Below are 22,449 nucleotides of genomic sequence, written 5' to 3'. Positions count from 1 at the left end.
TATGCTGCATCACTATGTAGAGCAGAAAAGATAGCTCTCTTTCATTTGAAAACTATCTTTGTTGAACATATACACGCTGAAATAATTTTAAAACCTTTAATTTAATAAATTCTGGATAAACACACGAACCACATCCGCGCCGCCAATCAATGTTCCTAAAGAACTTCCTATATTGGCAAATACGATTACTAACAAGATACGTGTTACTTTATTATTCCAAAAACCTTTTACAGAATGCACATCATCTGCAAGTGAATCAAAATCGCCTACATTCGGCCGCTTAATATAAGCCTGAGCAAACCCTGCAAACCAGCCTGCTGCAAGTAATGGATTCAGCGAAGTAAATGGCGCTGCGACGAATGCAGTCAGGGCAGCTAATGGATGGGCGAAGGCAACAAGGGCGCCAATAGCTGAGAGAGAGCCGTTCCAGAGCGCCCAGCTTATCGTTTGCTGCCAGCCTGCCGCTGGATTTGTCATGAATGTGTAGGCAATGATGCCAATAATGAAAATAGGTATCGCCCATCCAACCACTTTCGGCCACTTTGATTTCGGCGGACGTGTGTTTAGTTGTTCCAAATCCTGTTCTTTTTCAATTTCTTTGGTTATGCCTGGCACATGTGCTGCCCCAAGTATCGCGACAACCTTATCGCCGGGAGCCTCTTTAATCTTTTGAGATAAATATTGATCCCGTTCATCAATCAATGGTTTCTTCAGGTCTGGAAAATAAGCGGTAAACTCTTGAAGCATGGCATTAATCGTATCCTGCTGCTTCATTTTTTCTAATTCTTCTTCGGAAATTTCCTCTCTGCTGAAGATACTTCCAAACACTTGCATGAGCAGCATTGATTTTCCTTTAAAGCCCATATTCCCCCAAATTCGGGCAAAAGTAATTTGAATATCCCGATCGGCTAAAACAAGCTCGGCTCCTGTTTCTTCCGCAGATTCAATTCCTTGTATCATCTCTTCTCCCGGACGAATACCAAACTGCTTAGCCATCCGCTTCTGAAAGGAAGAAACTGCCAGGTTCATTAATAGCATGACTGCTTTTTTATCGCGGATGACTTGAAAGATATCGGTGTTTTTCCATTTATTATTATCCTTCACCGATTGAAAACGCTGGGCATCCAGCTCAATACATACCGCATCAGGCTGTTCCCTTTCAATGACTTCCTTGACCTGTTCGGCACTATTTTTAGAAACATGGGCTGTTCCGATTAGTATATATTCTTTTCCATTCAAATGGAGCCTTGTGATGTTCTCCTCACTCATGTACCATCCTTCTTCCTTCCATTATGTTATTCAACACGGAATTCCTTTTTTTAAACTTGTATATCCTATTGTAATACATTTTCACCAATTAATTAAACATCTACGCACAAATAACGTATGATATAGGAAGATGATAATAAAGGAAGTATGAATATGGGGGTTAACCTATGTTTCACTATCAAATAGATGACCGTCTAACCTTGCGCCAGCTGCAGATGAATGATGCAAATGCGCTGTTCAGGACGGTAGAAAGCTCCAGAGAAGAGCTGCGTGAGTGGCTTCCCTGGATTGAAACGACACAAAAACCGGCCGATTGTTTAGCCTTTATTGATTTATGCCTGCAAGGAGCCCGGCACAGACAGTCGCTGAATATCGGTATCTTTGATCGGGATAGGCTGATTGGCTGTGTCAATTATAATTTTATTGATTGGCAAAATGGCAGCACATCGATTGGCTACTGGTTAGATCCGGCTTATCAAGGGAAGGGCGTCATGACCACAGCAGTTCAGGTGATGATTGATTATGCCTTTTATACACTGCGGTTAAACCGGGTTGAAATTCGTGCTGCAACCCACAATAAAAAAAGCAGAGCCATTCCAGAACGGCTCCGTTTTCAAAAAGAAGGTATGATCAGGCAGGGAGAATGGCTATACGATCATTATGAAGATTTAGTTGTTTACGGACTGCTAGCACGAGAATGGACGCATTAACGGAGAATCACAGCTCATTGTGCTAGTTCTTTGTTTCCCTCATTTTTATTTCGACAATTTCTTTTGTATCGGTTTTAAAATAAATATCAATAATAACACCAAATTCCTTTTCTTTTCCCACTAACCATAGCTTAAAGGTTTCGACTGTATTTTCAGATTCTGTTTGTCTGCCTACATGCAAATAATCTACAATTTTTTCTTGAGGGTACTTGGCTTTCACTTCTTTCATGGCAATCTGACCCCATTCGGCATATTCCGGCTCTTCTGCATTCACCCATGTTCCAATCAACAATGGAATGATAATAATGCCGGCGAAGATAAGGGCGCGATATATTCGATTCATCAGGCCACCTCCTAATTAGTCTTAGCTTGTGTTATTTTTTATGTTTTTATGCTAATCAGAAGACAGATGTCTTTATTTCCCGGGAAATGAAGACAATACGCTAAAAAAACAGGCTGCGCTTGGCACAGCCTGTTCTGCTATTTCATTTGAACACCGTGCAGATGAGCAAAGATACCTTTTTTCTGCAGGAGTTCTTCGTGCGTTCCTTCTTCTTCAATCCCATTTTTCGTTACCACCATAATACGGTCTGCTTCTTTAATCGTAGCAAGACGATGGGCGATCACAATTGTCGTCCGGTTGGCGGCCAGCTCGTTCAATGCTTTTTGAATAATCATTTCTGTCTCTGTATCCAGCGCCGAGGTTGCTTCGTCCAAAATAAGAATTGGCGGATTTTTCAAGAACATCCGCGCTATTGCAATCCGCTGCTTTTGTCCTCCTGACAGCTTTAAGCCTCTTTCTCCAACCTGTGTCTCATAGCCATCTGGAAGCTCCTTAATAAAATCCTCCATATGTGCACGTTTAGCTGCAAGTTCGATTTCTTCATCAGTTGCTTCCAGGTTTCCATACGCAATATTCTCCCGCAGGGTTCCGGTAAAAAGAAATACATCCTGCTGCACGACACCGATTTTACTACGGAGAGATTCCTTCGTCATGTCACGGATATCCATTCCATCAATCGTGATTGCTCCATCTGTCACATCATAAAATCTTGGAATCAATGCGGAAATCGTTGTTTTTCCAGCTCCAGACGGTCCGACAAAAGCAACCGTCTCTCCACGATGAATATCAAAGCTAATATCGTTCAATACCGGTTTTTTCGTTTTATCATAGCTGAAGCTGACTTGATCAAAACGGATATCCCCTTTTAATTCACTGACTGCTTCGGCATCCGGCTTGTCCTCGACATCTGGATTAATTGCCATCATATCTGAGAAACGTTTAAAGCCGGCCATTCCTTTGGGATATAGCTCTAAGAGTGCTGTAATTTTATTGATTGGTGTCGTTAATACATTCACGAACAAGATAAAGCTGACTAATTCTCCATAGCTGAGGCGATCTGTATAAGTGAACCAGGCTCCTACAACAAGTACAAGCAGTGTCATTAAACGCATCAGCAGAAAAATATTCGAATGGACGATACCCATTACTTTATATGCTCCAACCTTTACAAGGCGAAACTTTTCATTATTCTCCTGAAAACGCTGCTTTTCGAATTCTTCATTTGTAAAGGATTGTACGACACGTACACCAGAAACAGCATCCTCTATTCTTGCATTGACTCCTGCAATATTTGCATACATTTTTCTCCACGCCTTATTCATACGAATATTTCCAAATGTAATAAGGAATATCAGGATAGGTACGGTAATAAGAACAATCAGTGCTAACACTGGATTAATGGTGAACATAATAAAGAAAGCACCTAAAAATGTCATGATGGAAATAAAGAAATCCTCCGGGCCGTGATGAGCAAGCTCTCCCAGATCAAATAAATCATTCGTAATACGGCTCATGATATGGCCTGTTTTCGTATTATCAAAGAAATGAAAGGATTGTCTCTGAACCTGATAAAATAAATCACGGCGCATATCTGTTTCGATATTGATTCCCAATTTATGCCCTAAATAGGAAACCACATATTGCAAATACGTACTGATAATATACACAATCAGCAGTAAAATCGATATAACAACAATGGCATTCCAGTCTTGGCCAGGTAATAATTGATCGATAAACCACTGAACCGCTACCGGAAAGGCTAATTCCATCAGCGCCACAATCACTGCAGCTGAAAAATCTATAATAAATAACCGCTTATGCGGTTTATAGTATGAAAAAAATTGACGCAGCATACTTATCCTCCTCTTCTTCTTTTTTATAAAAAGCTAAAGCGCATATGAATGAATTATATAGTTAATCGCTTATGAAAACAATATGCTTTTCTCCAGATTCTTGGGAAAGTTTGTCCTTTCCCCTGCATACCATTTAAAAAAGGAGGATGTTTCACATGAAACCAATGAAGCTTATTTGCTATGTAGTGGGATTTGTATTTCTAGTTTCCGGGCTGATGAAATTTGTGGACCTTTCGATGGTCAGCAGTTTTGAACAAATGGGCGTGCCTTTATCCAATTTTGTTTATTTCTTTGTAGCTCTGTTTGAAGTGATGGCGGGGATGTTATTAATCGGCAGAATATTTATCCACATAAGTCTTATTCCACTGATTTTTATTATGCTTGGCGCACTCTTTTTCACCAAGCTTCCTATTCTGACAGGGGACGGGATATTCGCATTTCTTTTTGCTTCGCGATTAGATCTGACGTTACTTATACTGCTCATCTTTCTCTGGTCTCAGCGAAATGAAAAAGAAGCCTTCACGTAACTTTCCCACACCCAAATTGTGGACAACATCTGTGTAATTCAAAAATCCTGTTTATAGCTTATGGACAAACTGCATTTATCCACAATTATATCCACATATGCACAAATGTTCGCAGTTATATAGTATAGGAACATATTTTCCACACCAAATATAGAATCTCATTCTTTTATTATCCACTGTTTGTGCATAATTCTATATTTCTGTGGATAAAAACTTAAAAAAGAATGGATACCCTTTCATCCATTCTTTTCTAGCTTTTATTGAATTTCTAATTCCAACTCTGTCTGCATTAACTCGCCGTCCCTGTAATAATCAATGGTTACGACTTCTCCAACCTCTTTCTCTTCGTAAAGGATTTTCCGCAGGTCAATCGTGTTATGCACAGGCACACCATCCAATGCGACGATGACATCATATTGTTGAATACCTGCTTCATCAGCTGGGGATAAGTTTTCTACGCTCCATACATACACACCGCCCTCAACTTCCACCGGCAGCTGCAATGTGTTTCTCCATTCATATTGAGGCAGCTCCTCAATCGAATAGATTTCTACACCTAAGAATGGACGGACGACTTCTCCATTCTCCTCTAATTCCTGAATCACAGGAATGGCACTGTCGATTGGAATGGCAAAACCAATTCCTTCTACTGCTTCCTCGTTAATTTTCATGGAATTAATACCAATCAATTGCCCGTATAAATTTATCAATGCTCCACCGCTATTTCCCGGGTTAATCGCTGCGTCTGTCTGGATAACTTCAGCCTGCCAATCGGGCTGCCCGTCAAAGTTAAAATCCATTGGAATGGTGCGCTCCATCCCGCTGATGACGCCCTGCGTAACAGTGCTTGATAAGTATGCTCCCAGCGGGTTTCCGATAGCAATGGCCGGTTCGCCTACCTTCAAACTCTCGGAGGTTCCGATTTCCATTGGCGTATCTTCATTCTCATTATCCATTTTAAGTACTGCTAAATCTGTAAATAAATCACTGCCGATGATTTCTGCTTCCATATGTGTCTCATCATGCAAAATCACTTCTACGCTGTCCGCATCTTCAATAACATGGTGGTTCGTCACAATATAGGTTTCTCCGTCTTCTACCTTATAAATGACGCCTGATCCTGTTCCGGCCTCAATCCCATCCGCTTCGGCTCCCCAAGAAACATTCTGCTGAATATTGGTTATACCAACTACTGCGGGGGTTACTTGTTCAATAATCTCTGTCAGCTGAGTAGAAACATCTACCTGCATCGGCTGGTCTTCCAAAATCCCGTTACTGTCAGCGTTCTCATTGTTTTCTTCTTCACCAGCAGGGCTGATTTGCGCTGTATTCTCATTACGAAGAAAATCAGGATTTATAAGCAACACGAGGATTCCGCCAATAATAATACCTAGCAGTAAGGGGATAAGCCATTTTCCTTTATTCTTTTTATCCGGTCCTGGCTGCGGCTGATTCGGTTGGTCATTATATTCCATATATCCTTCTCCTTATCGATTCATCTACCTACATATTCCCTAAATACATTTATTACTAACACAAAATTGCTCTTTATTAATTCTGCTCTTCACCAAAGTCTATCGGTAACATACTAGATATAAATTTGCTGTAAGCGACCGCTACAGAAATACACTACGCTTTCCATGGGCTCCGAGCTCAGCCTCCAGAATTCAAAACAGAGGTCTGCAAGAGGGAATTAATTTCAGTTTATGCACAAATGAAATTTTTATCCCATTACAGACCTCTGTATCTTTGATCATTACTTTATTTTCTTTATACACGCTCGGTTACAGCGCCGACATCATATAATGGCGTTGGCGCTTCCGGATCAGTGTCATGCAGCTCTACATCGATTCCGCGCTCGGTCAGAACTTGATTGACAGACATACGCGCCAGGTCTTTCATATTATTATCCAGACTCAGGTGAGCCAGGTAAATCCGCTTCGTACGGTTAGAAATAACATCGGTTAAAGCAAGCCCGGAATCCTCATTGGAAATATGTCCGGAGTCTCCTAAGATGCGTCGTTTTACATTCCATGGATAGCGTCCCATCCTAAGCATCTCCACATCATGATTTGCTTCAAAAATATAAGCGTCTGCGTCCTCGACCGTTTTTTTAATACGTTCGGATACGTATCCTAAATCCGTCACAAGCGCTACTTTCTGTCCATTATTGCGGAAGGTGTAAAACATTGGCTCTGCCGCATCATGAGACACACCGAATGATTCGACCTCGATATCTCCAAAGCTTCGAACGGATCCCATATCAAACTGAAATTTTTGGTCGATGGTCAGCTTTCCGAGAGAAGACTCCATTGCCTGCCATGTTTTTTCATTTGCATAGATGGGCAGCTGATACTTTCGCGCAAAAATGCCCAGACCTTTAATGTGGTCGCTATGCTCATGTGTTACCAGAATCCCGTCAAGACGTGACGGATCGACATCAATTCCCTTAAACAGCCCGTCCATCTTTTTTCCGCTTAATCCGGCGTCTACTAGTAAACGCTGTTGTTCTGTTTCGATATAAAAGGCGTTGCCTGTGCTGCCTGAGGCAAGCACACTAAAACGTAAACTCATTCTGGCTCACTCCTATAAGGCTCAATCTTATCCTCTATAATGGAAATTAGGTCATCCGCTATTTCCTCATCATCCTCCGACATGGAATAAAGCTTTTGTAAATAATTTTCCTCAAACATCTTTGTTGTAAAATATTCCGTATAATTTCCCGGATACGTAAAGGACTCTGCAGCATTGACAAAATAATCATTTTCCTCATCTTCTTCAGCTACCGTGATTTTGTATGTGGGTGCAAACACCTGCGTCCCTTCTCCTTCTTCATCAATTCTGGAATAATACCCGTACGTGACATTTGTCACTTCTTCTTCGGCATTTAAAAAGCGATTATGAAGAAGCGTACCAATGGCAATCTTAGGTGTATTTAAGCTGGTGCTCCCCTGTGTACTTGCGTCACCGACCATCGTTTGCGTATAATGCGTAATCTCTCTGTCATCATTCAAATAGAAGGTGAGCATTGCATGCTGATTTAAATAAAGCGGGTATCCTTCTTTATTTTGATAGAAGACGATAATATTTAAATCATGATTCCATGTGCCAAAACTGAATTCAGAAGCATCTAAAACATACGGGCTGACCAAATCAGACAGCTCGTTCCGCTCCAAATTTTCCGGAATCTCCAATGGTGAAGAAAATTCCACGGTTAATAACTTATTATCCACACTCTTCGCCGCATCGATATCATCTATATCATTTAATTCCCTGATTTCCGTTTGGGTAAATTCCTTTTGAGTGGATGAAATATAGCTCAGCTCAGGAACTTCAAAATCAGTGTCTGCAGAAACAGTAATATTTTCTTGATCCAGCTGCTCGTCCAGATTCAAATCATTAACCTCCAGCTCTGGAATATCCATATCCTGCTGCTTATCAATAAATTGAAATAGCAAATAAATATTTAAGACAAGGAAACTGAGAATAAACAGCGTTTTAATATGTGACCATTGCATTCTCAACTTCCTCCTTCTAAGTTTTGCTGTGTGTTTGTATTTGGCTCTGGTACCACTGACCAGCTGTTATTTACTTTCTGATACCAATTAGGCTCTAAAAGCACATAATCTCCATTATCATCGGTTTCAATCGTTAAACGGTAGGCAATCTGAACATCTTGGATATCTGCTGTATTTTCATTTTGCTGAATGCTGTTCATAATCTCTTCGCCGCTCCTCAACTCTTTTTCCGAGGTATTGACCACGGTATTGAGCGATACCAGAGAACGATTATATTTGCTTAATTGATCATTTTGCCATTCCTGATAGATGGTAGATAAATCCATATATGAATTATTCACAACAGGATATTCAAATTGATACATCCGGTAAGCAATACTATCTTCTGTAAAGCCTTCTAAGCGATAATCTCCTGTAAAGCCTCGATGTGCGTTAATATTATTTAAGCTTTGCTGTAAAACGCTGTTATCCACCTGCTCCGTATTTCTTTCCGCAACATCAATAAACCGCATCCCGTAGCCGGCAATATTTAATTGTCTATTATCTGTCCGATACATAATCGATCCAGGAGCTGTCTCTGATACACTGACTACATTCGGGTTGCTGAACATAATATTTCTGATATCGACCGCTTCAATGGAGTCGAAGGTATACGTATAAGACGTTAATGCTTTCTTTTCCTTTGGAATATAAATATCTCTGGCTGCATCGGTCAATAACTGTTTTTCCTCATACTCATCTTCCGTCAGCTCCCCAAATATCGACAGCAGCTCGTCATAGCTCGTTCTGGAGTAGATCGTACCTTCCACAACTTCTTCCCTGTCTGCTGAAACAAATTGAACGTGTAAAACCTCTTCCTCTTCCTGCAGCTCGATAGAAAATCGATCCACATAGAAATTCGTGTTATTCGTCAATGTACTGTCGACATTTAAGATCGTATCGAACAAAGATAACGGGACCTCCGTCGGGAAAATAATTTCTACTTCTGCACCAGATTCAGTGTCTTCTTCTAAATCATTCCTTTGTATATCCGTCAATTCCCATTGCCGGATATCTTCAAAAAACTGCATACTATCCTCTGGTTCCTTATAGCTGGAGAATTCGCCGTTCATTTTAAAAACCACATCATTCGGCTTTACAAGATCACTTATCTCCTGTTCTTCACCGCCCAGATCCACTTCATCAATCGATTCGACATCGTTTAATGGCCTGTATTCCGCCTGATAATTCCACATCCCGAACGTGAGAACCAGACTCGTTCCTATTAAAATAATCAGCAATAATGATTTTGCAGTCTCTAATTTCATCTGCCTCTCCCCCGCTTCGAGCCCATGAGTGGCAAGGTAAATAGGATTGTCGTACCGCGTCCTTCTTTACTTTGGGCCCAAATCTTTCCATGATGAGCCTCTACAAGTTCTTTTGTAATTGCTAAACCAAGACCGGTTCCGCCAAATTTTCTTGTTCTAGCGCGGTCGGCGCGGTAGAAACGATCAAATATTTTATCGAGCTTGTCATATGGAATCCCCATTCCTTCATCCTGAATACTGATAATGACCATATGACGTCTTACATCCAGATTCACACGCACTTTTCCACCTTCTGGCGAGTATTTAAAAGCATTGGTAATAATATTATCAAATACCTGTGTTACCTTATCCCGGTCCATCCATACAAACGATTTTCCTTTTGGTATCTGGCGCTCCAGCGTAATCGTTTCCGGCAAATTCATTTCATAACGATCGAGGACCTGATGTACATAACCCATGAATTCTGTTCTTTCCTTATGCATCGGCAATTCATCTGAATCCATTTTAGACAGCTGCAGCAGATCATTTACCATCCGGATCATCCGGTCCGTTTCCTTCTGTGTAACCTCTAAAAAGCGCGGCGCAATTTCTTTATTTTCCCAAGCACCGTCAGACAATGCTTCTAAGTAGCTTTTCATGGTCGTCAGCGGCGTGCGGAGTTCATGAGATACATTCGATACAAAGTCTCTTCGCTCTTGTTCCATTTTCTCCTGCTCCGTAACATCGCTGATAACAGTAATAAACCCTGTCACTTCTTCTTCCTCATCCACAACTGTCGAAAAGTTTGCACGTATGATAAACGGTGTTTCTTCATCACTGAAATCGATAATCATCGAACCGCTGTCGGACAGCTTGCTAATATCGACGATTTTCTCTTCCAGGTTAAGCACATCGATGAGATCATCTCCAATCATATCATCCGGATTGGAGCCAATCATTCTGGCCGCAGCATCATTCATCAATGTGACTGCTCCCGTCTGATCGGTTGCGATTACCCCGTCACTCATATACGAAAGAACAGAGCTCAGCTTCCTTCGCTCTTCTTCAATTGTAGCGTAAGAATGCTTCAGCCTGCTATTTAAATCATTAAAGGTTTCGGCAAGCTGTCCAATTTCATCCCGTCCATAGACGTCCAGTTTTTGTGTGAAGTCTCCATTCGACATAATCAGTGCTTGCTCACGCATTTCCTTGATTGGCTTGGTAATTGTACGCGCCACGAGTACCCCGAGGATGGCAGAGATACTTATCGCCAAAACAGAACCCTGCAGGAAGATATTATTGATTCCTTCGATTTGGTCATAGACCTCTTCCAAAGAAGCAGTGAACTGCACCGCTCCAACTGCCTCTCCATTTCCAATCAGCGGCTCCACATGGACATGCACTCTGCTGTCGGTTTGCCGGTCAAAATACGTACTCCGCTGGGATTGTTCAAAAAAGATCGTATTCTGTACATCGATATCTGTAGATTTCTTGCCGACCTCTCCCTGCTCATCAATCTGGTTTGTCCCGAGAATCCTGCCCTGACGATCATAAACATAAATGGTTGTCGCTACATTCTCGGTATTCACATCATCAATGATGGATTGAATTTCCTGTTCCAAACTCGGCTCGTCTTCCGAACGCTCTCTCGCAAAAGCTTGTTCCAGATTATAGCTCAACATCTCCACACGCTCCGTGATCGATGCCTTAAACGTATCCGTTAAATCTTGTTCCAGCCGTTGTGTAAAAAAAGAGCCGATAACCTGTACAGCTAAAATCAACAGAAGGATATAAATAATAATAAACTTTAACTGGATTGATCTAAAAAAACCAACTTTATTCATATTGCCTTACTCCTGTTCAGGACTGCGCAAATAATAGCCGACACCTCTTCTTGTGACAATCCATAATGGGTTGCTAGGATTTTCTTCAATTTTTTCACGCAAACGGCGAACCGTTACATCAACCGTACGCACATCACCAAAATAATCATAGCCCCATACGGTTTCCAATAAGTGTTCACGTGTCATAACTTGTCCAATATGGCGTGCTAAATAATGTAATAATTCAAATTCACGGTGAGTTAATTCAATCTCTACGCCTTTGCGGGAAACAACATATGCATCGGGATGGACGACTAAATCGCCAATCACAATATCCTTGGTTGTTTTTGCCGGCTCCTCTGCAGGTACATTTTCACGACGCAGATTTGCTTTCACGCGCGCAATTAATTCACGATTACTGAATGGTTTGGTCACATAATCGTCTGCACCAAGCTCTAATCCGAGCACCTTATCGATTTCAGCATCTTTTGCAGTCAGCATAATCACAGGGACACTTTGTGTTTTACGTACCTCACGCAATACTTCATTTCCGTCTTTTCCAGGAAGCATAATATCCAATAGAATAAGATTAGGACGCTCTGTTTCTGCAAGTTCAATTGCAGTATCGCCATCATTCGCTACCACTACCTGGTATCCTTCTTTTTCTAAATTAAATTGTAATATATCAGCAATTGGCTGTTCATCATCGACAACTAATATTTTTTGACTCATTGCTTGCACATCCTTTTTTTAGTTATAATTCTTTATTATCCATACAGGGAGACAGATAAGTGAGAGGCGCTTCCATAATTTCATAGGGGTAGGCTTACTGCCCCTAAAAATATTTTTTCTTAGATGTCCCCGGCTTTTTCTCCCGCCAGTTTATATTTTAAAATCTCATTTTCTCTTTATTGTAAATAACGAAAGTATAACATGAAATCAGTTAACCTATAATTGCAATTCTTCATACAACCTGATTTTCTAGACAAACTGCTTCCTTCTATTTTAACGTAAATTCGCGTTTATGTCTTGTAGGCAGAACAGAAAGATAGAGATTGGGGGAATTTGGATATGATTTTTCCTTAAATTCTTTACAGTTTCTTCACATGCAAAAAAGAGCTGATTTTCATCATCAGCTCTTTTTTAATACATTTCTTAGTTTATTATGGACGGTACACGCTTCTTACGACATTTGTCTGCGAACGATCTGGGCCTACAGAGAAGATGGATAATGGAATTTCTGTCAGCTGAGAAATCCGCTCTAGGTAGTGGCGCGCATTGGCTGGAAGTTCATCCAATGTCTTCACTCCAGTAATATCCTCTGTCCAGCCTGGCATTTCTTCATATACCGGTTCACATTCTGCTAATGCTTTTAAGCTTGCCGGGAATTCTTTGATGACTTCCCCTTTGTAGCGATAGGCAACACAGATTTTCAATGTTTCAATACCTGTTAATACATCAATTGAGTTGAGAGATAAATCTGTAATTCCGCTCACACGGCGGGCATGACGGACAACGACGCTATCAAACCAGCCTACACGGCGTGGACGGCCTGTTGTTGTACCATACTCACGGCCAATTTCACGAATTTGGTTTCCTATTTCATCATGTAATTCTGTTGGGAAAGGACCATCACCAACGCGTGTTGTATATGCTTTTGACACACCTACGACATGATTGATTTTGGAAGGCCCTACACCAGAACCGATAGTTACACCGCCGGCAATCGGGTTAGAAGATGTTACAAATGGATACGTACCTTGGTCAATATCAAGCATAACCCCTTGTGCGCCTTCGAACAGGACACGTTTTCCTTGATCAATTGCATCGTTTAACACAACCGATGTATCTACAACATAAGGAGCCATTTGCTGTCCATATTCAAAATATTCATCGAGAATATCTTCTACCAGCATGGGGTCAGACTCATATACTTTTTCGAATAAACGATTCTTTTCTTTTAAGTTCTGCACTAATTTCCCGTGGAATACTTCTTTGTCCATTAAATCAGCAATGCGGATACCGACACGTGCTGCTTTATCCATATAAGCAGGGCCGATTCCTTTTTTCGTCGTACCGATTTTATTTTCGCCTTTTTCTTCCTCTTGAAGAATATCCAGCTTCAAGTGATAAGGAAGAATCACATGCGCACGATTACTGATACGAAGATTTTCTGTAGAAACATTGCGCTCATGTAAATAAGCAACTTCCTCTACAAATGCTTTAGGATCGATAACCATTCCGTTTCCAAGAACACATGTCTTCTCGCTAAAGAAAATCCCAGATGGAATCAAATGTAACTTGTATGTTACATCATCAAATTTTATCGTATGACCAGCGTTATTTCCGCCTTGATAACGAGCAACTACTTCTGCATTTTGAGATAAGAAATCAGTAATTTTACCTTTCCCTTCATCTCCCCATTGCGTACCTACAACTACTACTGAGGACATCGTGCACCTCCAAAATTGATTTTATATATGAAGATTCTTGCCCTGCATGAATTTTTTATTCATCATAACAGCACAATTCCTTATCATCATTTGCTTTTTACTTACCTTTTAGTATTTTATCAGTTTTAAAAAAACACGTCAATGTAAAACACGAACATTACTTCTTCATTTTGACTTTATCATTCGCTTCATTCGTCTTTTTTATCGTTTTTGTTAAAGAAAAACGAACTTAATAATGTAAAAGGCAAAGTAAAGTTCGGTTTTCACCTATAAACATAGAAAAAGCAGCCCCAAACATAATTTGGAGCCGCCTTTCTGAATAGACAAAATGAATTATTCAATACCTTCTGTCCACTCATCTACTTTATCCTGATTAGCTTCTACCCAGTCAGCTGCTGCATCTTCTGGAGAAGCTCCTTCATTAATATCTAACATAACCTCTTCCATATCAGCTGTATCCCAATGGAAATTATCTAGTACTTGGAATGCTTCTGGAGCATCTTCTTCTAGTCCTTCACGAACCATGGTTTCAATCGTTTCTGCTTCACCGAATACGCCATCTGGATCGTCAAGATATTTTAAATCATAAGCTTGGAATTTCCAGTGCGGAGACCAGCCAGTTACAACAATATCATCTTCATTATCAATTGCATTACCTAATTCTGTTGCCATTGCACCGCTGGACGAAGTCTGTACAGTCCAATCTTCCAGATTATCATATTCTTCTACAGCATTTTCTGCAGCGTTTACAACACCTGCACCTGGTTCAATACCAGTAATTGTTTGACCAGCTTCATCTGTAAGATCTTCAATCGAATCTACATCCATGTATTCAGGTACAACAAGACCAATTGCTGCTCCTTCTAAGTTAGGTCCAAGCTGTTCTACTTGATCGCCATAAGCTTCGAATTGTTCCGCATGTGTTCCAGGTAACCATGCAGCTACCATTCCATCTGCTTCACCAGTTGCAACAGCTTCCCACATAACCGCATTATCAAGCGGTGTCGTTGTAACATCATAGCCTACATCCTCTAATACTTTAGCTACAACATGTGTGGATGCTACTTCCGTATCCCATTCTACATAGGCTAAATCTATGTCACCCTCTACTCCACCTTCTGCAGAATCATCATCTCCGCCATTGCTGTCATCACTTCCACAGCCGGCAACAACTAGTCCAAGTGCTAATGAACCAATAAGCCCGGCACGTTTAAGATTCCATTTTGACATAATTAATACGCCCCTTTTCTTAAAATTTATTCTTTCTATATTGACACTTTTTATAAATGAGATGAAATCTTCTCTCATTTATAAAAAGATTGTCATACAAATTTAGTCTTTAGCTTTATTCATATTTTGTGTAATACGGTCAATAATAATCGCCAGAATAACAATTCCGACACCAGCTACAAACCCGGTACCGACAGATGCACGTTGAAGAGAAGAAAGCACTTGACTTCCAAGTCCCGGCGCACCAATCATTGACGCAATAACAACCATAGAAAGCGCAAGCATAACTGTTTGGTTAATTCCAGCCATGATGGTTCCTTTAGCCATAGGCAATTCTACCTTAAATAGTTTCTGTGATCCGGTCGTACCGAATGCATCAGATGCTTCAATTAAATCCTTAGAAACCTGACGAATCCCTAAGTTTGTAAAACGGACCGTCGGCGGTGTCGCGAAAATTAGTGATGCGAATACACCAGGAACCATCCCAATTCCGAAGAATGCTACTGCCGGGATTAAATATACGAATGCCGGCATGGTTTGCATAAAGTCCAGAATTGGTGTGAAAACCGTATTAGCAATTTTACTTTTTGCCATTAATATTCCTACAGGAACACCCACAATGACAGATAGTAAACTTGCTAAAATAACCAATGTTACTGTAGACATCAGCGCGTCCCATAACCCCTGGTTATAAACAAACCATAGACCCACGATAGAAAATACAGCTAATCCAAGTTTTTTACCAGAAACAAAGAACGCAATTACAGCAACAATCAAGATAAATATAATTGGCGGAATACCTGCTAGAACATCTGAAGATACAAAATCCATAAAATTACCAAGATGATCTTTGATTGGTTCAAAAAGAAAGGCAAAGGTATCTTGAATCCAATCTGTCGCAGTCTCTGTCCATTCGGATAAAGGTATTTGATCAATAAAATCAAGCATTTAAGTTCACCTCACCATCATTTGCAAGCGCGGCTAATACAGCACCGCGAACAATAATTCCATTTAACCGCCCGTTATCTTCTACAACTGCAATGGGAACCGGCGTATCATAGATCATGGAGAAAATATCTTGCATTGGTGTGTCTGGGGTTACTCTTAAAATATCTGTTTGTAAAATTTCTTTAATATCTGTTATTTCTTTTTTACGTGCCTCAGAAGCGTCATCTGCTGTCACATAGCCCTGTAAACGGCGGTTTTCATCCACTACGAGAATGCTGGAAATACCTTCCCTGCGCATTCTTTCTAATGCTGCGCGCGGACCGTGCTTCGCTATGTTGATTGTTTCCGGCCGCTTCATAATATGGCTTGCTGTAAGTATCTTCGAGCGGTCCACATCCTCTACGAATTTCTCAACGTAATCATTCGCAGGATTCATCAGAATTTCTTCTGGAGTTCCAATTTGAACGATAGCTCCATCCTTCATTAACGCAATACGATCCCCTAAACGAAGCGCTTCATCCAGGTCATGTGTAATAAAGACAATGGTTTTCTTCATGGAGGATTGCAAATCAATCAGCTCATCCTGCATTTCTTTACGGATAAGCGGATCAAGCGCAGAAAAAGCTTCATCCATTAATAATACTTTTGGGTCATTCGCTAGCGCACGAGCCAGCCCTACACGCTGCTGCATACCGCCTGATAACTGGCCAGGCTTCTGATGCATATAATCGCCTAATCCAACAAGCTTTAAGGATTCTCCTGCTTTTTTCTCCCGTTCGGATTTATCAACACCTTGTACCTCTAATCCAAACGCTGCGTTCTGTAAAATAGTACGATGCGGGAAAAGTGCGAATTGCTGGAATACCATTCCTAATTTTTCACGACGTACTTGTCTTAACGCTTTTTTATCTAATGTTGCTAGTTCTTTTCCATCAATTAGAATAGATCCTTCGCTCGGTTCTATTAATCGATTTATTAATCGAACCAGGGTTGACTTACCGCTTCCGGAAAGCCCCATTATTACGAATATTTCGCCTTCTTCAACTGAAAAACTGGCACGATTTACCCCGACAGTATTACCTGTCTTTTTCAGTATCTCTTCTTTGGACATACCTTGATCTAACATTTTGATAGATTGGCCGATATTTTTACCAAAGATTTTAGACAGGTTTTTTGCTTCTACTACTGCCATATAATCACCTCTCTATTTTATTTCGATTTGTAGTACATCTAAAAATTAAAACAACCTTTGGTACTCCCGAACCATTTATGCTGAAATTAAAAATAAATGAACCAATCTATTGACTCATTTATTTTACGGCATCCACATAGATGTATTTACCTGTTTCAAGGCAACAATACTAATTATAGTTAAGTTCCTGTTAAACCTCAAACCGCTTATATTACGGTATTCTAATAGTTTTAAGCAATATATTGCTTCTATTCCATATAAATCGACGTTTTCTGCCTTTTCCTTCTGTATACTTTTAAATGCTTCACTTATTTTACAATTGGCAACATTTATTTCTGAAAAATTACCATTTTGTTACAATTGAAACTACAATATTACATATTTTTTAAATTATGCTGTCGGAACTTATTTACAATATATAAAGTCAGCATCAAAATAGCCGTGATGGACAGCATCATTATTCCGCCAAGCAGAATCATTTGTACCAAAGCCCAGTCCGCTCTCATATGTAAAATAAAGAAAGACACTAAAAACAAAATTGAGATAATTGTATATTTTCCGAGGGAATACCCTTCTTGGCGCAACTGTCCCAGCAGCAGTTCATACGACGTTTCTTTCGGCAGCGCTTCCGATGAGCCTTGATAAACTTGAGTATAATCTACTGTATCGACAAGCTCCCAACCTTCTTCTAATGGCGGCGTATCTTCCTCCACCTTTTGAATAGGCTGAAACTCCAGATGATATTGTACTTCTTTCGGTTTATCTTCTGTTAATTGAAAAAGCAGACCGCCTAATCGTAACCTTTCTACTACCCATCCTTCCTTTGCAAGAGCTTCTAATTTTTCTGTTCCTATATAATGAAAGAAAAATCTAGCAGGGTTCCAAATTAATTTCTTTTTCATGATTTTTCACCTCTGTATAATGACATCTAAATTTAAATTAGTATCATTATACAAGATTTCCCGCGATTCTTCCTAGTAATCATAAAATATGACAGAAAAATGATTTTATTAACAAAAAAGATAACGCTTTCATTTTTTAACTAATGACAATTTTCATATTAAATCTATTTTTACGAATTTAAATAGTTTCCTTTTTTATCCAATTGTGTAAACCCTTTTATACCAACGCTTCCCGTTTTTTGATAGTTTCCAAAACCATGCATTTTCTAAGGATTTTCAAATGACTTATATTTCTCTAAGTCTTTTCATGATATAATCGAGACTGACCTATAACACGAGAGAAAGGATGAAATAAACCGATGAGTCGTTCAAACGAACATATTGAAAAGCCGGAGATAGCTGTCAAGCAGCCTAATCCCCGTCTTAAAAGCTGGAAAAGCGTCTTTAATAAACTGAAGAAAAATAAGTCGGCTGTTGTCGGCGGAATTTTAATTATTTTACTTATCATTATCGCTCTTATCGGCCCATACTTAACCCCCTACGACCCTCTATACGATCAAGATGTAACCAATAAATTAGCTACCCCTTCATCTGATCATTGGTTTGGGACAGATAACTTTGGGAGAGATATATTCAGCAGGGTAATCCAAGGCACCGGATTAACACTGATGATAGGTTTTTTCTCTATCTTACTGGGAGCAACTGCCGGCGTATTTCTCGGTATTATCGCAGGCTATTACGGCAAACGGATAGATAGTATTATCATGCGTTTCATGGATATTTTATTAGCATTCCCTAGTATTCTATTAGCATTAACGATCGTTACGGTTTTAGGAGGAAGCATGGTTAATGTTGTTATCGCGGTTGCTGTTTCCTCTGTACCGATATTTGCCAGAATTGTTCGTGGATCTACTTTATCTGTGAAAAAGCTGGAGTATATTGATGCGATGAGAGCGCTGGGCGCCAGTGATTCCAGAATTATTTTTAAACATATTTTACCTAATATCACCTCTCCAATTATCGTTCAGGCTACGTTAAGTATTGCTACAGCGATTCTGTCAGCTGCGGGGCTTTCCTTCTTAGGACTGGGCGCACAGCCTCCTACACCAGAATGGGGAGCCATGTTAAGTGATGGACGAAATTACTTATATAATGCACCCCATGTAGCGTTATTTCCTGGGCTTGCTATTGTCGTAGCTGTATTGGCATTTAACATGCTTGGAGATGGATTACGTGACGCATTTGATCCAAAAACGAGAGAATAGAAAGAGGTGAACGATTTTGATTCAATTTATCATTCGACGTATTTTACAAACGATACCCGTCCTAATTGGTGTATCTATATTAGTATTTAGCATGATGCATTTAGTTCCAGGTGATCCAGCACAAGTAATCGCTGGAGAAGGTGCGCCACAGGAACAAATTGAAAATATCAGAGAACGATTAGGTTTAAATGACCCTTTACCCACGCAGTATCTTAATTATGTAACCAGTGCAGTCCAAGGCGACTTAGGAACCTCTATGCGAAGCGGTAGAGATGTTTCAGCCGAAATTGGGGCCCGATTCTGGGTAACCGTTGAGCTTGCCATCTATAGTACCATCTTAGCTGTTTTTTTAGGATTAATTGCAGGTATTATTTCTGCTACACGTAAATATACAGCCATCGATACTACTATTATGATTGTCGCTTTATTTGGTTTATCGATGCCTAACTTTTGGCTTGGTTTAATGTTAATTCAGTGGTTTGCAATTGGGTTTGATTTGCCATCCTGGGTACCTTTCTTTAATAACACAGCATGGTTCAGTCCTTCCGGCTGGGGAAGCTTCAGCCAAATTGTCTTACCTGTAATCACATTAGGTACAGGAAGTGCTGCCATTATTGCACGTATGACACGTTCCAGCATGCTGGATGTTATCGGCTCAGATTATATTCGAACCGCCCGTGCCAAAGGGGTAAAAGAGCAAATCGTTATTTATAGACATGCATTAAAGAATGCATTAATCCCTATTGTTACCGTAGTTGGATTACAATTTGGCGGACTTCTTGGCGGAGCCGTATTAACAGAGTCTGTATTCGCCGTTAATGGAATGGGAAAATTGATTATCGATTCTATCCAAGCCCGTGATTTCCCGGTTGTTCAAGGAACCGTTTTAGTCGCATCTCTTCTCTTCATTCTTGTAAACTTAATTGTCGATGTTGCTTACAGATTCTTGAACAAACGGATTGATTTAGATTAGTATTCTTGCATTACAAGATTTCGAAAGGAGCTGCTTACTATGACAGGTGCACCAAACCCTTCATATGATAATATACTAGAAATTAAAAATTTACAGACTTCTTTCTTCACAAAAGATTTAGAAGTAAAGGCTGTAGATGGTGTTTCCTTTAATATTCCAAAAGGAAAAGTACTTGGTGTCGTTGGAGAGTCTGGTTCCGGAAAAAGTATTACTTCCTTATCTATTCTCCGTCTTATCGAAGAACCAGGTAAGATTAAAGGTGGAGAAATTCTCTTCAAAGGAGAAAACCTCTTAGATAAGAGCGAAGCACAGATGCGCAAAATTCGAGGCAATGAAATATCAATGATTTTCCAGGAACCAATGACTTCCTTGAACCCTACCTTTACGGTCGGCCAGCAGATCAGTGAATCATTCCGCATTCACGAAGGTCTTGGCAAAAAGGAAGCAAAAAAGAAATCCATTGAGATGTTAAAGCTGGTAGGAATTCCTTCCCCAGAAAAACGTATCAATCAGTATCCATTTGAGTTATCTGGAGGGATGCGCCAGCGTGTGATGATCGCAATCGCGCTTGCCTGTAACCCAGATCTATTGATTGCTGATGAACCAACAACCGCATTGGATGTAACAATTCAAGCACAGATTTTAGATTTAATGAAAGAATTGCAAGAAAAATTGGACATGGGTATTTTATTAATTACCCATGACCTCGGCGTTGTGGCAGAAACTTGTGATTATGTTGCCGTTATGTATTGCGGGAAAGTGGTCGAATTCACCGATAAAAAGACCTTATTTACAGAACCAAAACACCCATATACCGTTGGTTTGATGCAATCTGTTCCACAACACGACCAAGACGTAGATGGCGATTTAGCAGTGATTAGAGGATCTGTTCCAAGTCCAGCTGATATGCCGCAGGGCTGCCGTTTTGCGCCAAGATGTCCATTTGCTACCGATTTATGCCGAAATAAATTACCTGACTTAGAAACGGATGAAGAGGGTAATCAAATTCGTTGCTGGATTTATTCTGATGAATGGGACGGAGATCCGGAGGTGAACGTTCATGAACAATCAAAAAGTACTTCTTAAAGTAGATGACTTAAAACAATATTTTCCGATTAAAGGCGGGTTTTTTGGCCGCACCGTCAATCACGTAAAGGCAGTAGACGATATCTCCTTTGAAGTGTATGAAGGAGAAACACTAAGTATCGTAGGAGAATCTGGCTGTGGAAAATCGACAACCGGACGAGCTGTTCTCCGATTAGATGAACCTACTGATGGAAAAGTAGAATTTGATGGTACAAATATTCTTGAGCTAAATAAAAAAGAAATGAATAAATTTCGTAAAGATATGCAGATTATTTTTCAGGATCCATATGCATCGATTAATCCCCGCCACACTGTCCGGCAAATTTTAACCGAAGCAATGGAAATTCAAAATGCGGTTCCTAAACATGAAAGAAATGATCGTGTGAAGGAGTTGATGGAGACAGTAGGCCTTGGCGCCCACCAGATTGACCGGCATCCACACGAGTTCAGCGGCGGGCAGCGACAGCGTATCGGGATTGCCCGAGCACTGTCTGTTGATCCGAAATTAATTATTGCTGATGAGGCTGTGTCAGCACTTGATGTGTCTATTCAGGCACAGGTTATCAATCTGCTGAAAAAGCTGCAGCGTGAATTTAAACTGACTTATCTTTTCATTTCACATGATTTAGGTGTTGTACGTCACATTTCTGACCGTATTATAGTAATGTATTTAGGAAAAGTTGTTGAAATAGCTGATAAAAAATCATTATTTACCAATAACATGCATCCGTACACGAAAGCACTTCTTTCTGCTATCCCTAGTACGGATTTGGAAGCCAAAAAAGAACGTATTACGCTAAAAGGAGATGTGCCTTCTCCGATTGATCCTCCTGAAGGCTGCCGCTTCCACACACGCTGTCCTTTTGCCACGGACATCTGCCGTACAAAGGTGCCTGAACTGCGTAACACAGAAGGTATGAAAGACGGACATCGTGCAGCTTGTCACCATATGGAAGCTATCCGTTCTGGTGAACATCAGCCGACGGTTAATGCGTAATTATATCGTAAAAGTCACATGATATGAATCATGTGACTTTTTTTATGTACAAAAAACAGCTGCTTATCTCTATC

20 protein-coding genes are annotated in these 22,449 nt (G+C 40.3%); 6 read left to right on the top strand and 14 right to left on the bottom strand.

Annotated features, from left to right (window positions below; translation table 11 throughout):
* Window positions 1–96: 96 nt before the first annotated feature.
* Window positions 97–1,269: a TraB/GumN family protein gene (locus tag ACZSMY_RS18750; RefSeq protein ID WP_465148140.1), complete on the bottom strand. Its 1,173-nt coding sequence runs from the start codon at window positions 1,267–1,269 to the stop codon at window positions 97–99.
* A 167-nt stretch (window positions 1,270–1,436) separates the two neighbouring features.
* On the opposite strand from ACZSMY_RS18750, the gene ACZSMY_RS18745 reads away from it, so the two are divergent.
* Entirely contained in the window at window positions 1,437–1,979 is a 543-nt protein-coding gene (locus tag ACZSMY_RS18745) for a GNAT family N-acetyltransferase (RefSeq protein WP_042528751.1), read from the top strand.
* A gap of 22 nt (window positions 1,980–2,001) precedes the next feature.
* Here the strand turns inward: ACZSMY_RS18745 and ACZSMY_RS18740 are convergent, their stop codons facing one another.
* Both ACZSMY_RS18740 and ACZSMY_RS18735 read right to left on the bottom strand, forming a co-directional pair.
* Complete coding sequence (locus ACZSMY_RS18740) at window positions 2,002–2,322, bottom strand: DUF3889 domain-containing protein (protein ID WP_042528749.1); 321 nt, start codon at window positions 2,320–2,322, stop codon at window positions 2,002–2,004.
* Window positions 2,323–2,459: 137 nt separating this feature from the next.
* Window positions 2,460–4,175 (bottom strand): ABC transporter ATP-binding protein, encoded by a 1,716-nt coding sequence (locus ACZSMY_RS18735; protein ID WP_465148139.1) that lies wholly within the window; start codon window positions 4,173–4,175, stop codon window positions 2,460–2,462.
* A 155-nt stretch (window positions 4,176–4,330) separates the two neighbouring features.
* Here ACZSMY_RS18735 and ACZSMY_RS18730 point away from each other — a divergent pair, with 155 nt between their 5' ends.
* Window positions 4,331–4,702: a DoxX family protein gene (locus tag ACZSMY_RS18730; RefSeq protein ID WP_042528745.1), complete on the top strand. Its 372-nt coding sequence runs from the start codon at window positions 4,331–4,333 to the stop codon at window positions 4,700–4,702.
* A gap of 257 nt (window positions 4,703–4,959) precedes the next feature.
* On the opposite strand, the gene ACZSMY_RS18725 is transcribed toward ACZSMY_RS18730, so the two are convergent.
* The 11 genes from ACZSMY_RS18725 to ACZSMY_RS18675 form a co-directional block, all read right to left on the bottom strand.
* The gene (locus ACZSMY_RS18725; protein ID WP_042528743.1) at window positions 4,960–6,177 is read right to left on the bottom strand and encodes a S1C family serine protease; all 1,218 of its coding nucleotides are present in this window, start codon (window positions 6,175–6,177) and stop codon (window positions 4,960–4,962) included.
* A gap of 295 nt (window positions 6,178–6,472) precedes the next feature.
* Entirely contained in the window at window positions 6,473–7,276 is an 804-nt protein-coding gene (locus tag ACZSMY_RS18720) for an MBL fold metallo-hydrolase (RefSeq protein WP_042528741.1), read from the bottom strand.
* A complete protein-coding gene (locus ACZSMY_RS18715; RefSeq protein WP_256705429.1) occupies window positions 7,273–8,220 on the bottom strand; it encodes a two-component system regulatory protein YycI in 948 nt (315 codons plus the stop codon). Before ACZSMY_RS18715 ends, ACZSMY_RS18720 begins: the two co-directional genes overlap by 4 nt.
* 2 nt (window positions 8,221–8,222) lie before the next feature.
* Window positions 8,223–9,527, bottom strand: a complete 1,305-nt coding sequence (locus ACZSMY_RS18710) for a YycH family regulatory protein (RefSeq protein WP_042528737.1) — start codon at window positions 9,525–9,527, stop codon at window positions 8,223–8,225.
* Window positions 9,524–11,350 carry a cell wall metabolism sensor histidine kinase WalK gene (gene walK, locus ACZSMY_RS18705; RefSeq protein WP_256705430.1) on the bottom strand — a complete coding sequence of 609 codons (1,827 nt, stop codon included), beginning with the start codon at window positions 11,348–11,350 and terminating at the stop codon, window positions 9,524–9,526. Before walK ends, ACZSMY_RS18710 begins: the two co-directional genes overlap by 4 nt.
* A 6-nt stretch (window positions 11,351–11,356) precedes the next feature.
* Window positions 11,357–12,061 (bottom strand): response regulator YycF, encoded by a 705-nt coding sequence (yycF, locus tag ACZSMY_RS18700; RefSeq protein ID WP_465148138.1) that lies wholly within the window; start codon window positions 12,059–12,061, stop codon window positions 11,357–11,359.
* A gap of 431 nt (window positions 12,062–12,492) precedes the next feature.
* Complete coding sequence (locus ACZSMY_RS18695) at window positions 12,493–13,782, bottom strand: adenylosuccinate synthase (protein WP_465148137.1); 1,290 nt, start codon at window positions 13,780–13,782, stop codon at window positions 12,493–12,495.
* A gap of 333 nt (window positions 13,783–14,115) precedes the next feature.
* On the bottom strand, window positions 14,116–15,012 hold the full coding sequence (locus tag ACZSMY_RS18690) for a glycine betaine ABC transporter substrate-binding protein (RefSeq protein WP_465148136.1): 897 nt from the start codon (window positions 15,010–15,012) through the stop codon (window positions 14,116–14,118).
* A 102-nt stretch (window positions 15,013–15,114) separates the two neighbouring features.
* Complete coding sequence (locus ACZSMY_RS18685) at window positions 15,115–15,960, bottom strand: ABC transporter permease (RefSeq protein WP_368901822.1); 846 nt, start codon at window positions 15,958–15,960, stop codon at window positions 15,115–15,117.
* A complete protein-coding gene (locus ACZSMY_RS18680; protein WP_332093981.1) occupies window positions 15,953–17,152 on the bottom strand; it encodes a quaternary amine ABC transporter ATP-binding protein in 1,200 nt (399 codons plus the stop codon). The genes ACZSMY_RS18685 and ACZSMY_RS18680 overlap by 8 nt, the downstream gene beginning before the upstream one ends.
* 374 nt (window positions 17,153–17,526) lie before the next feature.
* Window positions 17,527–18,054, bottom strand: coding sequence for a DUF2812 domain-containing protein (locus ACZSMY_RS18675; RefSeq protein WP_042528723.1), 528 nt, complete (start codon window positions 18,052–18,054; stop codon window positions 17,527–17,529).
* A gap of 359 nt (window positions 18,055–18,413) precedes the next feature.
* Here ACZSMY_RS18675 and ACZSMY_RS18670 point away from each other — a divergent pair, with 359 nt between their 5' ends.
* The 4 genes from ACZSMY_RS18670 to ACZSMY_RS18655 are packed head-to-tail and all read left to right on the top strand — an operon-like array spanning window position 18,414 to window position 22,375.
* On the top strand, window positions 18,414–19,319 hold the full coding sequence (locus ACZSMY_RS18670) for an ABC transporter permease (protein ID WP_042528720.1): 906 nt from the start codon (window positions 18,414–18,416) through the stop codon (window positions 19,317–19,319).
* Window positions 19,320–19,335: 16 nt separating this feature from the next.
* Window positions 19,336–20,292 (top strand): ABC transporter permease, encoded by a 957-nt coding sequence (locus tag ACZSMY_RS18665; protein ID WP_332093979.1) that lies wholly within the window; start codon window positions 19,336–19,338, stop codon window positions 20,290–20,292.
* Between the two features lie 39 nt (window positions 20,293–20,331).
* Window positions 20,332–21,378 (top strand): ABC transporter ATP-binding protein, encoded by a 1,047-nt coding sequence (locus ACZSMY_RS18660; protein ID WP_042528716.1) that lies wholly within the window; start codon window positions 20,332–20,334, stop codon window positions 21,376–21,378.
* Entirely contained in the window at window positions 21,353–22,375 is a 1,023-nt protein-coding gene (locus ACZSMY_RS18655) for an ABC transporter ATP-binding protein (protein ID WP_042528714.1), read from the top strand. The genes ACZSMY_RS18660 and ACZSMY_RS18655 overlap by 26 nt, the downstream gene beginning before the upstream one ends.
* Window positions 22,376–22,449: the final 74 nt, after the last annotated feature.

The organism is Oceanobacillus sp. B139/18 (genome assembly GCF_055524595.1).
This window is presented reverse-complemented; position numbering and strand designations above follow the sequence as displayed.